The organism is Pseudomonas sp. NPDC089569 (genome assembly GCF_050280625.1).
Lineage (GTDB): Bacteria > Pseudomonadota > Gammaproteobacteria > Pseudomonadales > Pseudomonadaceae > Aquipseudomonas.
Genome location: NZ_JBNNVQ010000138.1, coordinates 1 through 13,163 on the forward strand (window position 1 = coordinate 1; position 13,163 = coordinate 13,163).

Genomic DNA, 13,163 nt, shown 5'->3' on the forward strand with positions numbered 1-13,163 from the left:
TTGCAAAGCATGAGTCGTAAGGGCGAATGCTGGGACAACGCCCCGATGGAGCGTTTCTTTGGCAGCCTGAAATCAGAGTGGGTGCCAGAAGACGGCTACAGCTCCGAGCATGAAGCTCGGGTAGATATTCAGCGTTATGTGATGCGTTACAACAACGTCAGACTCCATAGCTACAACGGCTACCGATCGCCGGTAGCTATGGAGAAACTGGCGGCGTGAAAACCTTAACTGGTGTCCAGAATTACTTGACCAGTTCATGCTCGCTCCTACAGGTAATTTTCATGAGTGATCTGGACCGTTATCTGCAAGCCGCAACGCGCGATAACACCCGTCGCAGCTACCGCGCGGCCATCGAGCATTTCGAGGTGACGTGGGGCGGTTTCCTGCCGGCAACCAGTGACAGCGTGGCGCGTTATCTGGTCGCCCATGCCGACGTGCTGTCGATCAACACCCTGAAACTGCGATTGTCGGCGCTTGCGCAGTGGCATAACAGCCAGGGCTTCGCCGATCCGACGAAGGCACCGGTGGTGCGCAAGGTGTTCAAGGGTATTCGTGCGTTGCATCCGGCCAGGGAGAAACAGGCCGAGCCGTTGCATCTGCAGCATCTGGAGCAAGTGATTGGTTGGCTCGAACAAGAGGCGCGCATCGCCAGGGCTGAGGGGGATCGGCCGGGGTTGTTGCGGGCAAGGCGGGATACCGCCTTGATTCTGTTGGGGTTCTGGCGAGGTTTTCGCAGCGACGAGTTATGTCGACTGCAAATCGAGCACGTGCAAGTCAGCGCAGGTGCTGGCATCACCCTGTTCCTGCCCCGCAGCAAGAGTGATCGCGAAAACCTTGGCCGGACCTACCAGACCCCGGCGTTGCAGCGTTTATGCCCGGTGCAGGCGTATATCGAATGGATCAGCGAAGCCGCTCTGGTGCGCGGGCCGGTTTTTCGTGGCATCGATCGCTGGGGGCATTTGAGCGAGGAGGGCTTGCATGCCAACAGCATCATTCCTTTGCTGCGCCAGGCGCTGGGGCGCGCGGGTATTGCCGCCGAGCACTACACCAGTCACTCCTTGCGCCGTGGGTTTGCCAGCTGGGCGCATCAAGCTGGCTGGGACTTGAAGTCATTGATGAGCTATGTCGGCTGGAAAGACATGAAATCCGCCCTGCGCTACATCGAGGCCAGTCCATTTCTCGGCATGACGCGCATCGAGGAAAAGTCGCCTGGCGCCTAAATACGGTTTTCTTCTATTAACACTCCTGGCTAATAGCGAAAGCCAATCAGCAACATGAGGTTTGCCAATGAGCCAACCGTCCGTCGAGTGGGTAGAGTTCACTCCATCAACTTTTCAACCCCTGACGGAGAGTCAACGATGCCTATCATCAACAGCCAAGTTAAACCGTTCAAAGCGACCGCCTACAAAAACGGCGACTTCGTACAAGTGTCCGACGCTGACCTGAAAGGCAAGTGGTCCGTTGTGTTCTTCTACCCGGCCGACTTCACCTTCGTTTGCCCAACCGAGCTGGAAGACCTGGCCGACAACTACGACGCCTTCCAGAAGCTGGGCGTCGAGATCTACAGCGTTTCCACCGACACCCACTTTGCCCACGCTGCCTGGCACAACACTTCGCCAGCCATCGGCAAAATCCAGTACACCATGATCGGCGACCCGACCCACGTGATCTCCCGCAACTTCGACGTACTGATCGAAGAAGCCGGTCTGGCTGATCGCGGCACCTTCGTGATCAACCCCGAAGGCCAGATCAAAATCGTCGAGCTGAACGACGGCGGTGTAGGTCGTGACGCCTCCGAGCTGCTGCGCAAGATCAAGGCTGCCCAGTACGTTGCCGCTCACCCTGGTCAGGTTTGCCCGGCCAAGTGGAAAGAAGGCGAGGCCACTCTGGCTCCGTCCCTGGACCTGGTCGGCAAGATCTAAGTCCGTGACACGCAACAAAGGGCGCTGCTGCGCACCTACCCAGTAAGCTGCACCGCCCACTAAAAACGCCCGGGCGAGATTCGCTCGGGCGTTTTTTTATGCAAAGAATTTGATAAAGGAAATCGCCCCGTATGTTGGACGCCAATCTTAAAGCCCAGTTGAAATCGTACCTGGAACGGGTCACCCAACCGATCGAGATCGTTGCTTCCCTCGACGACGGTGCGAAATCCAGTGAAATGCTTGAACTGTTGAAGGACGTTGCCAGTCTTTCCAGCCAAATTACCTTGCTCGATAACGGTGACGATGCACGCAAGCCATCGTTCTCGATCAATCGCCCGGGTGCCGATATCAGCCTGCGTTTCGCCGGCATCCCGATGGGTCACGAATTCACGTCCCTGGTGCTGGCCTTGCTGCAGGTCGGTGGCCATCCTTCGAAGGCCAGTGTCGAAGTCATCGAGCAAATCCGCTCGCTCAAGGGTGAGTTCAACTTCGAGACTTACTTCTCGCTGTCCTGCCAGAACTGCCCGGACGTTGTCCAGGCGCTGAACCTGATGGCGGTACTGAACCCGAACATCCGCCACGTTGCCATCGACGGCGCGCTGTTCCAGGCGGAAGTCGACGAGCGCCAGATCATGGCGGTGCCCAGCATCTACCTCAATGGCGTGAACTTCGGTCAGGGCCGCATGGGTCTGGAAGAAATTCTCGCGAAAATCGATACCAGCGGCATCGAACGTCAGGCCGAGAAGCTCAGTGCCAAAGAAGCCTTTGATGTGTTGGTGGTCGGCGGTGGCCCGGCCGGTGCATCGGCGGCCATCTACGCCGCCCGCAAAGGCATTCGCACCGGTGTCGCTGCCGAGCGTTTCGGCGGGCAGGTGCTGGACACCATGGCTATCGAAAACTTCATTTCGGTGCAGGAAACCGAAGGGCCGAAACTGGCCGTGGCGCTGGAGGAGCACGTCAAGCAATACGACGTCGACATCATGAACCTGCAACGTGCCGACAAGCTGGTGCCGGCCAAGGAGGGCGGGTTGCACGAAGTGCACTTTGCCAGTGGTGCCAGGCTCAAGGCCAGGACTGTAATCCTGGCCACCGGTGCCCGGTGGCGCGAAATGAACGTGCCGGGTGAACAGCAGTACCGTAACAAGGGCGTGGCGTACTGCCCTCACTGCGATGGTCCGCTGTTCAAGGGCAAGCGCGTGGCGGTGATTGGTGGCGGTAACTCCGGTGTCGAGGCGGCCATCGACCTGGCCGGTATCGTGGCCCATGTCACGCTGCTGGAATTCGACGTACAGCTGCGCGCCGACGCGGTCCTGCAGCGCAAACTGCACAGCCTGCCGAACGTCACCGTGATCACCCAGGCGCAAACCACTGAAGTGACCGGCGATGGCCAGAAGGTCAATGGTCTGCGCTACAAGGATCGTCAGACGGATGAATTGCGCAGCGTCGAACTGGAAGGGATCTTCGTGCAAATCGGTTTGTTGCCCAACACCGATTGGCTCAAGGGCACTATCGAGCTGTCGCCTCGCGGGGAGATCATCGTCGACGCCCGTGGCGAAACTTCGGCGCCAGGCATCTTCGCCGCCGGTGACGTGACCACCGTGCCGTACAAGCAGATCGTGATCGCCGTGGGTGAGGGTGCCAAGGCTTCGCTCGGTGCGTTCGACCATTTGATCCGGACTTCGGCCCCGGCATAAAACACCACACCGCAAACACAAAAAACCCGTGAGCGATCACGGGTTTTTTTATTCCTTGCAGGTTTCTCTGTAGGAGCGAGCACGCTCGCGATGGTCGTCAACGATAACGCTGGGTGTCTGATGCCCCGCGGCGCTCTTGAAACCATCGCGAGCGTGCTCGCTCCTACAGTGGATTTGCGGTGAGGTTTAGAGCGGGGCCGGTTGAATGATTTCAACCCAATAGGCGTCCGGGTCCTTGATGAACGCCAGGCTTTTCATGCGGCCGTCGGTCAGGCGTTTCTGGAAGTCGCAGCCCAGTGCCTCGAAGCGCTCGCAGGCGGCGACGATGTCCGGTACCGAAATGCAGATGTGACCAAAACCGCGTGGGTCGGTGTTGCCATTGTGGTAGGCGAAGTCCGGATCGTTCTCGGTGCCATGGTTGTGAGTCAGTTCGAGAATGCCCGGAATCGATTTCATCCACTGCGTGCGTGCGGCGGCATCGGACGGGATCTGGTCCTTGTCCACCAGCGCGAGGAAGTACAGGCTGAACTCGGCCTCGGGGAAATCACGTTTTTCCACCAGCGTGAAGCCGAGGATGCGCGTATAGAAATCCAGGGATTTGGTGATGTCCTTGACCCGCAGCATGGTGTGGTTGAAGACAAACTTCTGGGTGGCGGTGTCAGGCTGTGCGGTGACGCCGGGAAAGGTATTGAGTTCGTGCAGGCTCATGGGCCCTCCGGAAAATAAGTGGGGCTGACGAATGACGTCAATGATACGCAAGGGTTCGGCCATCACCAAACCCAAAGCGTCGGCTATTGCCTGGCGGCCGGTCGAGGCTCAGACTTCGCAGGTTAAATCCCTGAGTGTTCATTGCAATGATTCGATTGGCTGGAACCTTGTTCATCCTGATGGGCGTATTGGGCGCAGTGACTGGCGTTCGCGCTGAAGAGGCGGCCATGACCTGGCCCGCCGGCTGGCAGGTCGAAGAAATCGCGCAGCAAAATGCGCCATCCAGCGTTTCTCGCCAGCGCGCCGTGAAAAACGATCAGAGCGGTATGCCGGTGATGGTCATGGAGTTGACCAGGACGCAAGTCGAAAGCGGGCATCAGGTGAACCTCGAAGGCGTTTTGCTGGAGATGCGCAAGTCGGTGCAGAAAGACTTTTTTCAGGGCGGTTATCAAAGTGTCTGCAACCGAATTCATCCCACGACCTTGAGTCGGCTGTCAGCGCTGGAAACAACCTGCACCATCACGCAAAACGGTCGTCACGTGCTTTCTCAAACATTGGTGGCTGCCGTGGATGCCGATAAAGCCTACGTTCTTTCCTATGCAGGGCAGGCTGAGGCTTATAAGGCCAGTCAGGATGAAATAGCGGCGGTGCGTAACGCCTTGAAACTTTAATCGAAGACTTTAGTGGCTGCAGGCTTTGCGTCTGAGCTGAAAAATTAGATACCCAAAGGGATTAAGCACAAAGTTGTTGGCAAAAGAGTGACTTGATTGCTCTGTCTGGTTGCAACTAGATGGTACTCACGAAAAAAAGCCCTGCAATGGCAGGGCTTTTTTTTGCGCGATGGCTTAGCCACGCAACCAGGAATCGACGGTGGCGGCACCGTATTGTTCTTTCCAGGCTTTCAGGCCGCGATGGTTGCCGCCCTTGGTTTCAATCAGCTCGCCGGTATGCGGGTTCTGATAAACCTTGACCACGCGAGCGCGGCGGGTTTTCGGCGCTGCGGCCTGTTGCAGGCCGGATTTCGCCGGGTTCGGGTCGAGAATGGCGATAATGTCGCGCAGGCTCTTGCCGTAGGTTTTCATCAGCCCCTGGAGCTTCTCTTCGAATTCGATTTCCTTCTTGAGCCCGGCATCGTTCTTCAGGGACTCAAGCTGCTTGAGCTGCTCTTGAAGGGCTTTTTCAGCTGCACGAAATTCAGCGAGTCTGGACAATATCTTTACTCCAATAGTGTGTGTGGCTGATACCAACCGCAAACAAAGCTATAAGCAAGGGCCTTGAAGCGACTCGGTGATAAATGGCTCACCTGCCAAATTACCGCAGGCATCAAAAATTGTAGTAGTTAATTGATCAGGAGTAAATCATGTCTTTTCTTTCATGTAACAAGAGTAGCCTTTTGAATCAAATTGGTCGGTTCTATCGCAGGCTTGTCGCTTAATTTCGTTAGTTAATGGTCACTTAATGCATTAATGAACTCGGTGCCAGGTATCGGCCGGCCGTACAGATAGCCTTGCAGGAAGTTAACGTTGTGCTCGCTCAAGTAGTCACTTTGCGCCTGGGTTTCCACGCCCTCGGCAACCAGGGCCAGTTCGAGCTTGGCGGCAAGTTCGATGATGCTTTCCAGAATATGGCTGGAAAGTGTATCGATACCGATCATGGCAACAAAGCTCTGGTCGATTTTCAGGAAATCGACATTGAACTGACGCAGGTAGCCGAGGCTGGAGTGACCGGTGCCGAAATCATCGATGGCGATCTTCACGCCCAAGTCGTGCAATTGCTCGAACAGTTGGTGAGTGAGCGCCGTAGGCTCGATCAGCTCGCGCTCCGTCAACTCCAGCACCAGGTAGATGGAACCGGGAGCGAAAGCTTCGAGGAATGCGCGGCAATCCTGAACCAGATCAAAGTTCTGGCAGTGATTGGCCGTGATGTTGATACCGATGTGAAAGGGGGCCTGGAATGACGACGACAGCGGCCCGAGCAATGCGGCGGTCTGCTGCATCAACGAGCGGGTCATCGGCACGATCAACCCGGTATGCTCGGCGAAAGGGATGAACAGGTCGGGGCGAACAAGGCCTTCCTTGGGGTGGTTCCAGCGCATCAGAACCTCGACCCCCGAGAGTTTTTTACTGTCGCCATGCACGACCGCCTGGAAGTATGGAACGAACTCCATTGCCTCCAGCGCCCGCTTCATTTCGTGAGTGGGAGACGACGTGCGTTTTTGCAGAAAATGCCCGATCACACCGGACGCCGCGCCGAAAAAAATCAAAAGACTGAACAGAGGCGGGTACTCACTGCTCATGTAGCGCCAGGTTTCGCCGGCGGGAAACCCGGCCTTCACGCCAAACGGATAGTGCGAAGATTCAAGCCGGGAATTGGCGACCGGGAAGTCCTGCGCGGCGCCCTCGTGGAACTGACCGTCGGCGGACAACCAGTTGGGGCCGACTTGCAGGATCAGCAACGTGTGGTGCCCGATCATGCGCAACACGTTACTCAGGTGGTAACCATCGAGCGTACTCATGGCGCCGCCTTCGCCAACATTGAGCCGATAGATCAGCAAGGCCGTATCAGGTGTGATCGGGTTGCCCTTGATCAGCAGCAGGCGGTTATCGACAAAGTCCGTGTGGGTCAGTTTTTCGTGATAGTTGCCAAACAGTGAACTGCAATAAATGGCGTTGTCCCACAACAGATTGGTTGAACGCACGAAAGGGCGCCGGGTGACTTGCTCACGCAAGGCCAATTCGACATCGGTACAACTCTTGCCGGCCAGTGGCAGTAATTCCCGTGCTGCCTGGGACGTATTGTCCAGCATCAGATCGAACTGCTTCAGGGCCTCCTCAGCGGTCAGTCGAGCGCTTTGCTGCAATGTACGTTCAGCCTGCAGGTAAAGAATGACCGACCCCAGCAACACCGGGAGCAATGCACTGGCTAAGGTCACAGCGGTCCTGATGCTGCGCTTGCGGGATTTGTCGGTCAGTGGCATTCGCGGAACCTTTCACGATGTACAAAGGCTCTCAACGGCTGGCGGGGGCGATACCCCGCAACAAGAGTCCGGTTTGGATCCATGATAGTTGGCCTGCGGTACTTGTGGGGTTCATCGATGGTTCAATCGCTGTGCGAGCGTGATAAATGCCAGCGCCGCTGGCGATGACTGGCGCTGATCGAGCACCGCCAGGCCAACGTGTCTCACAACCGCTGGCGCTAACGGCTTTTTCACGTAACGCGGGTCACTGAGGTCAGGTAGCGAGCCTTCGGCAACGACAGTCAATGCTTCACCGCGGCCAACCGTGTCCAGGGTGCTCATTAACTGCGAACAACGAAAACGGATGTCGGGTGTCAGGCGTGCGGCGTTGAAAAGGCGTGAAACCAGCTCCGACGAGCCGGCTTCGGTCAGCACGAAAGGGTCGTGGCACAAATCCTTGAGGCTGACGCTGTCGCGGTTTGCCAGGGGGTGATCGGCGGGCAACAGCGCGACCATCCGATCCTCCATCAGCGCCACGGTGTCGAAACGCTCGTCAGGCAAGACCACAAAACCGATATCGATGCGTCGCTCCTCCAGCCACTGGATCACCTGCCGGTCCGGACCTTCGACCACATGAACCTCAATGCCGGGATGAGCGGCGTGGTAGTGCCGCAGGATCAATGGCAACAATTTGATCGAAGAGGTGGGGCCGAACGAGCCGATGCGCAAGGTCCCGCGTTTCATGCCGCGGGCGTCGGCCGCCTCCTGGCGCAAGGTGTCGGCCAGGCCCAACATGGCCCGCGCGCGCAACAGGATTTGGCGGCCGATGTCGCTCGGTTCCACCTGCGATTGATGGCGGTGCAGCAATTCGACGCCCAATTCCTGCTCCAGCGATTTCAACGCATGGGAGACGGCTGACTGGCTAATCCCCAGGCGATTGGCCGCCGCCGTGAAGCTGCGCAACTCGGCGACGGTGGAGAAGACTTCCAGTTGGGTAAGTGTCATGAGTAATTACTCATTTTACGATGAAGTTGTATTAGCTGAATGATACGCCACCCGACTCACTTTCCCTTGTGCCCTCCATGATGACCTGCGAACAGAACCTCACTCGACCCTGTGCTATCCCGGTTTACCTGAAGCTGGCGAGCGTCACGATGATTTGGGGCGGCACCTTTGTCGCCGGGCGGATGCTGGCCGACAGCCTCAGCCCGTTGCTGGCCGCCAGCCTGCGATTCCTGTTGGCCAGCACCGCGTTGCTGTTGTACTTGCTGCTGGCCCGCGTGCCGCTGGCACGACCCACCCCAAGGCAGTGGCTGCGTCTGGCGCTGTTGGGTTTTTTCGGGATCTTCTTCTACAACCTCTGCTTCTTTTATGGCTTGCGATTTATCAATGCATCGCGAGCGTCCTTGATCGTTGCGTTGAACCCGGCGGTGATCGGCCTGGCCTCATGGCTGCTGTTCAAGGAGCACCTGAGCCGGGCGAAAATCGTCGGCATCGCGGTTTGCATCATCGGGGCGAGCCTGGTGATCGTCAGTCGAAACCCGCAACTGCTGGCGGGCACTGCCGACGCCTGGGCCGGTGATCTGTTGATTCTCGGCTGCGTGCTGGGCTGGGGCATCTATTCGCTGGGCGCCAAAGACCTCAACCAGAGCCTGGGGCCCGTGCAAACGGTGACCTGGTCGATTCTGCTGGGCACCCTGATGCTCTGGGCGGCCAGTGCGATCAGCGGTGAAGTGACAATGGCCGCACTGGCCAGCCTCGGTGCGCGACAATGGCTGAGCCTGCTGTACCTGGGCGTGCTGGGTTCGGCATTGGCCTACATCGGCTACTACGACGGCATCCGTACAATCGGCGCGACCCGCTCCGGTGTCTTTATCGCCCTGAATCCGCTGACGGCTGTCATCCTCGGTGCGCTGCTGCTGGGCGAGCCATTGACGCCGGCGATGTACCTGGGTGGATCGCTGATTCTGGCGGGGATTTTCCTGTGCAATAAACCCCTTGCGTCTGGCGCAAAAAAGGGGATTTTATACAGAAGGCGGACAAATTGATTTACGCTGTGTAGAATCGGTTTACGCATATAAGAATAACGTCTTGTGGCAACGCATTTCCGCTCGCAAGCACCTTGGGTCGACAATGAAGAATTTCGGGTTTCAATTGATCTACGGTGATTTCCTCGCCCGCAGCGTGCGGGGCATCTCCTGCGCGCCACCCACCGGTCTCAGCATCGCCAGTGACTAACGTTCCGTTAAATGACACAGCATGATGAGGCGCCAACCATGGCAGATCTATACGAAAACCCAATGGGCCTGATGGGCTTCGAGTTCATCGAGTTCGCATCGCCGACCCCTAACACCCTTGAGCCGATCTTCCAGATCATGGGCTTTACCAAGGTCGCGACCCACCGTTCCAAGGATGTGCACCTGTATCGCCAGGGCTCCATCAACCTGATCCTCAACAACGAACCCCACAGCATCGCGTCGTACTTCGCCGCCGAGCACGGTCCTTCGGTGTGCGGCATGGCGTTTCGCGTCAAGGATTCGCAAAAAGCCTACAAACGCGCCCTGGAACTTGGCGCGCAGCCGATCCATATCGAGACCGGCCCGATGGAGCTGCACCTGCCGGCGATCAAGGGCATCGGCGGCGCGCCGCTGTACCTGATCGACCGTTTCGGTGAGGGCAGCTCGATCTACGACATCGACTTCGTGTACCTCGAAGGCGTCGATCGCCACCCGGTGGGTGCGGGCCTCAAGATCATCGACCACCTGACCCACAACGTGTACCGCGGTCGCATGGCCTACTGGGCGAACTTCTACGAGAAGCTGTTCAACTTCCGCGAAATTCGTTACTTCGACATCAAGGGTGAATACACCGGCCTGACCTCCAAGGCCATGACCGCGCCGGATGGCATGATCCGCATTCCGCTGAACGAAGAGTCGTCCAAGGGCGCCGGGCAGATCGAAGAGTTCCTGATGCAGTTCAATGGCGAAGGCATCCAGCACGTGGCCTTCCTGTCCGATGACCTGGTCAAGACCTGGGACCACTTGAAAAGCATCGGCATGCGCTTCATGACCGCACCGCCGGACACCTACTACGAAATGCTCGAAGGCCGCTTGCCGAACCACGGCGAGCCGGTGGGCGAGTTGCAGGCGCGGGGCATTCTGCTGGACGGTTCCTCGCAAGAGGGCGACAAGCGCCTGCTGTTGCAGATCTTCTCGGAAACCCTGATGGGGCCGGTATTCTTCGAATTCATCCAGCGCAAGGGTGACGATGGCTTCGGCGAGGGCAACTTCAAGGCGCTGTTCGAATCCATCGAACGTGACCAGGTTCGTCGTGGCGTGCTGTCCACCGACTAACCTGTCGGCTCGATAACCTGTAGGAGCGAGCACGCTCGCGATGGACGCCAACGATAACGCTGGCAGCCTGACACCCAGCGGTGTTTGGACCTCCATCGCGAGCCTGCTCGCTCCTACAGTTGCGTTTGCGTGTGATCAAGGTCTGCGCTGTCGGACCAGATGCTTGAACCCCTCGAAGATCAACACCAGCACCGCCATCCAGATCGGGATATAGGTCAGCCACTCGCCGGCCTTGATGCTCTCGCCCAGCAACAGCGCAACGCCGAGCAGCAGCACCGGCTCCACATAACTCAACAAACCGAACAGGCTGAACGGCAGCAAGCGGCTGGCAATGATGTAGACCACCAGCGCCGATGCGCTGATCAGGCCCAGCAACGGAATCAGCCAGGACAATGCCGGGTGCTGAGCGAACACGCCAAAGCCTTGTTCGCCGCCGCGCACAAAGCAGTACGCCACGGGCAGCATCAAGGTCATGTCCAGCCAGAGTCCGCCCAGGTGGTCGGTCTTCAACCATTTGCGCACCACGAAATACAGCGGATACCCCACGACAACCACCAGCGTCGCCCAGGAAAATCCACCCACCTGATACAACTCGTTGAGCACGCCCAGGCTTGCAAAGAACACCGCGACCTTTTGCAGGTACGACAGGCGCTCACCGTAGGCAATGCGCCCGGTCAGCACCATGGCCAGCGGCAACAGGAAATAGCCCAGGGAAACATCGAGGCTGTAGCCGTTGAGCGGTGCCCACATGAACAGCCAGAGCTGCACGCCCAGCAAGGCTGACGAGAGGATCAGGCCACCGACCAGTTTCGGTTGCCTGCCGATCCGGCGCAGCAGGTCAAGCGCACGCCGCCATTCTCCGGACACCAGCATGAACAGGGTCATGCACGGCACCGTCAGCAGCATGCGCCAGCCGAAAATCTCCACGCCGCTCAGCGGTTTGAGCAGTGAGGTGTAGTAATACATGACGGCAAACAGCACCGAGGCCGAAACCGATAGAGCGATACCTTTTGACAAGCTGTCCTCGCGAGGTTGAACGTAAAACGGCTGCGGAGGATACGTGGTTTTGCCTGTGAATGCTGACCGTTCGATCAGCCTGCTTTCTGTAGGAGCGTAGCTTGCTCGCGATGAACGCCAAAACACCGCGTTCATCCTGAACGCATGCGTTATCGTTGGCGTCCATCGCGAGCAGGCTCGCTCCCACAGGGGGCCAAGGTGGTCAGTTGGTTCGCGGATGACGCCCCGGCACAAAATGGCTCACATCATTGAATCCCGGTGTCGAGGCATGCCCCGGCGTCACCAGCGAATCGACAAAGGCTTCATCCTCTGCCGTGATCTTCACCGCTTGCGCCTTGGTGTAGGCATCCCATTGCGCCTCGGTGCGCGGGCCGACGATGGCCGAGGTCACGGCGGCGTTGTTCAGCACCCAGGCAATGGCGAACTCGACGATGCCGACGCCGCGCTCCCGGGTGTATTGCTGAATCTGTTGGGCAATATTGAGGGATTCCACGCGCCATTCGGTTTCCAGGATGCGTTTGTCCTGACGCCCGGCCCGGCTGTCGGCGTCCGGCTTGGCATCCGGCGCGTACTTACCACTGAGCACGCCGCGCGCCAGGGGGCTGTAAGGCACCACACCGAGGCCATAGTTGTGCGCAGCGGTGATCTGCTCGGTTTCGGCCTGGCGGTTGACGATGTTGTACAGCGGCTGGCTGATCACCGGGCGATCGATGCCCAGCTTGTCGGCGATGCGAATCACCTCCGCGATGCGCCAGCCCCGGTAATTGGACAAGCCCCAGTAACGGATCTTGCCTTGGCGGATCAGGTCGCCGATGGCCGACACCGTGACTTCCAGTGGCGTGTTGTGGTCTTCGCGGTGCAGGTAGAAGATGTCGAGATAGTCGGTGCCCAGGCGCGTCAGGCTCGCCTCGATTCCGTTGAAAATATGCTTGCGGCTCAGACCGCAGCGGTTCGGCACGCCGTCCACGGGGCCGAACCCGACCTTGGTCGCCAGCACCCATTCATGGCGGTGACGGGCGATGGCTTCACCGACGATTTCCTCCGAGCGCCCATTGGTATAGACGTCGGCGGTGTCGATGAAATTGATGCCCTGGTCCCAGGCCTTGTCGATGATCCGCAAGGAATCTTCGGTGCTGGTCTGTTCGCCGAACATCATGGTACCCAGCGTCAGGGTGGACACCTGCAGACCCGATTGACCCAGCGTGCGATAGCTCATGAGGAAATCCTTTTACCGGTGGGAAAGGCTCAATCAAATACCAGAACGACTGACAGGCGCAAACGCAATTTTTGACCGTCGCAGGAGCCGAGCTGCATTTCGTAGGAGCCAGGCTTGCCGGCGAAGACACCCGCAAGAACACCACCATCTGTTGTAGGAGCCAGGCTTGCCGGCGAAAGCGCCCGTGAAAACGCCTTCGCCGATTTTCAGCTCGGCGGGGGTGCAGGAAGCGATGTCGATCTGGCGGCCTTCATGTTCGACGAACAGCTTGCCGCGGCTGACGGTGTTCAGGCCGTT

At 58.3% G+C, this 13,163-nt stretch carries 13 protein-coding genes and 1 pseudogene; 7 read left to right on the forward strand and 7 right to left on the reverse strand.

Annotated features, from left to right (window positions below; genetic code table 11):
• The 4 genes from ACQKP2_RS29580 to ahpF form a co-directional block, all read left to right on the forward strand.
• On the forward strand, nucleotides 1–219 hold a 219-nt coding region (locus tag ACQKP2_RS29580; RefSeq protein ID WP_427575651.1), incomplete at its 5' end, for an integrase core domain-containing protein.
• 62 nt (nucleotides 220–281) lie between these two features.
• Entirely contained in the window at nucleotides 282–1,220 is a 939-nt protein-coding gene (locus ACQKP2_RS29585; protein ID WP_427581825.1) for a site-specific integrase, read from the forward strand.
• Between the two features lie 138 nt (nucleotides 1,221–1,358).
• On the forward strand, nucleotides 1,359–1,922 hold the full coding sequence (ahpC, locus tag ACQKP2_RS29590; RefSeq protein WP_095194743.1) for an alkyl hydroperoxide reductase subunit C: 564 nt from the start codon (nucleotides 1,359–1,361) through the stop codon (nucleotides 1,920–1,922).
• Between the two features lie 131 nt (nucleotides 1,923–2,053).
• Complete coding sequence (gene ahpF, locus ACQKP2_RS29595; protein ID WP_427581828.1) at nucleotides 2,054–3,616, forward strand: alkyl hydroperoxide reductase subunit F; 1,563 nt, start codon at nucleotides 2,054–2,056, stop codon at nucleotides 3,614–3,616.
• Nucleotides 3,617–3,802: 186 nt separating this feature from the next.
• On the opposite strand, the gene gloA is transcribed toward ahpF, so the two are convergent.
• A complete protein-coding gene (gene gloA, locus ACQKP2_RS29600) occupies nucleotides 3,803–4,324 on the reverse strand; it encodes a lactoylglutathione lyase (protein WP_427581830.1) in 522 nt (173 codons plus the stop codon).
• A 146-nt stretch (nucleotides 4,325–4,470) separates the two neighbouring features.
• Between gloA and ACQKP2_RS29605 the strand changes: the two genes are divergently transcribed.
• On the forward strand, nucleotides 4,471–4,995 hold the full coding sequence (locus ACQKP2_RS29605; RefSeq protein ID WP_427581832.1) for a DUF4946 domain-containing protein: 525 nt from the start codon (nucleotides 4,471–4,473) through the stop codon (nucleotides 4,993–4,995).
• Between the two features lie 174 nt (nucleotides 4,996–5,169).
• Here ACQKP2_RS29605 and ACQKP2_RS29610 read toward each other — a convergent pair whose 3' ends face one another.
• The 3 genes from ACQKP2_RS29610 to ACQKP2_RS29620 all read right to left on the reverse strand — a co-directional run bounded on the left by ACQKP2_RS29610 (nucleotide 5,170) and on the right by ACQKP2_RS29620 (nucleotide 8,285).
• Nucleotides 5,170–5,535, reverse strand: coding sequence for a histone-like nucleoid-structuring protein, MvaT/MvaU family (locus tag ACQKP2_RS29610; protein WP_008075430.1), 366 nt, complete (start codon nucleotides 5,533–5,535; stop codon nucleotides 5,170–5,172).
• A 233-nt stretch (nucleotides 5,536–5,768) separates the two neighbouring features.
• A complete protein-coding gene (locus ACQKP2_RS29615; protein ID WP_427581833.1) occupies nucleotides 5,769–7,301 on the reverse strand; it encodes an EAL domain-containing protein in 1,533 nt (510 codons plus the stop codon).
• Nucleotides 7,302–7,412: 111 nt separating this feature from the next.
• On the reverse strand, nucleotides 7,413–8,285 hold the full coding sequence (locus ACQKP2_RS29620) for a LysR family transcriptional regulator (RefSeq protein WP_427581835.1): 873 nt from the start codon (nucleotides 8,283–8,285) through the stop codon (nucleotides 7,413–7,415).
• A gap of 77 nt (nucleotides 8,286–8,362) precedes the next feature.
• Here ACQKP2_RS29620 and ACQKP2_RS29625 point away from each other — a divergent pair, with 77 nt between their 5' ends.
• Nucleotides 8,363–9,328, forward strand: a complete 966-nt coding sequence (locus tag ACQKP2_RS29625) for a DMT family transporter (RefSeq protein ID WP_427581837.1) — start codon at nucleotides 8,363–8,365, stop codon at nucleotides 9,326–9,328.
• Nucleotides 9,329–9,556: 228 nt separating this feature from the next.
• On the forward strand, nucleotides 9,557–10,633 hold the full coding sequence (gene hppD / locus ACQKP2_RS29630) for a 4-hydroxyphenylpyruvate dioxygenase (RefSeq protein WP_427581838.1): 1,077 nt from the start codon (nucleotides 9,557–9,559) through the stop codon (nucleotides 10,631–10,633).
• A gap of 135 nt (nucleotides 10,634–10,768) precedes the next feature.
• On the opposite strand, the gene rarD is transcribed toward hppD, so the two are convergent.
• The 3 genes and pseudogenes from rarD to ACQKP2_RS29645 form a co-directional block, all read right to left on the reverse strand.
• Nucleotides 10,769–11,650, reverse strand: coding sequence for an EamA family transporter RarD (rarD, locus tag ACQKP2_RS29635; protein ID WP_427581840.1), 882 nt, complete (start codon nucleotides 11,648–11,650; stop codon nucleotides 10,769–10,771).
• Between the two features lie 202 nt (nucleotides 11,651–11,852).
• On the reverse strand, nucleotides 11,853–12,866 hold the full coding sequence (locus tag ACQKP2_RS29640; protein ID WP_427581842.1) for an aldo/keto reductase: 1,014 nt from the start codon (nucleotides 12,864–12,866) through the stop codon (nucleotides 11,853–11,855).
• A gap of 201 nt (nucleotides 12,867–13,067) precedes the next feature.
• Nucleotides 13,068–13,163: pseudogene (locus tag ACQKP2_RS29645) on the reverse strand (hypothetical protein); the annotation flags it as partial.

Coding starts and splice junctions, on each gene's coding strand:
- ahpF (WP_427581828.1), top strand. CDS start 2,054: ATGTTGGACGCCAATCTTAAAGCCCAGTTGAAATCGTACCTGGAACGG.
- ACQKP2_RS29615 (WP_427581833.1), bottom strand. CDS start 7,301: ATGCCACTGACCGACAAATCCCGCAAGCGCAGCATCAGGACCGCTGTG.
- ACQKP2_RS29620 (WP_427581835.1), bottom strand. CDS start 8,285: ATGACACTTACCCAACTGGAAGTCTTCTCCACCGTCGCCGAGTTGCGC.
- hppD (WP_427581838.1), top strand. CDS start 9,557: ATGGCAGATCTATACGAAAACCCAATGGGCCTGATGGGCTTCGAGTTC.
- ahpC (WP_095194743.1), top strand. CDS start 1,359: ATGCCTATCATCAACAGCCAAGTTAAACCGTTCAAAGCGACCGCCTAC.
- ACQKP2_RS29640 (WP_427581842.1), bottom strand. CDS start 12,866: ATGAGCTATCGCACGCTGGGTCAATCGGGTCTGCAGGTGTCCACCCTG.
- ACQKP2_RS29585 (WP_427581825.1), top strand. CDS start 282: ATGAGTGATCTGGACCGTTATCTGCAAGCCGCAACGCGCGATAACACC.
- ACQKP2_RS29605 (WP_427581832.1), top strand. CDS start 4,471: ATGATTCGATTGGCTGGAACCTTGTTCATCCTGATGGGCGTATTGGGC.
- gloA (WP_427581830.1), bottom strand. CDS start 4,324: ATGAGCCTGCACGAACTCAATACCTTTCCCGGCGTCACCGCACAGCCT.
- ACQKP2_RS29625 (WP_427581837.1), top strand. CDS start 8,363: ATGATGACCTGCGAACAGAACCTCACTCGACCCTGTGCTATCCCGGTT.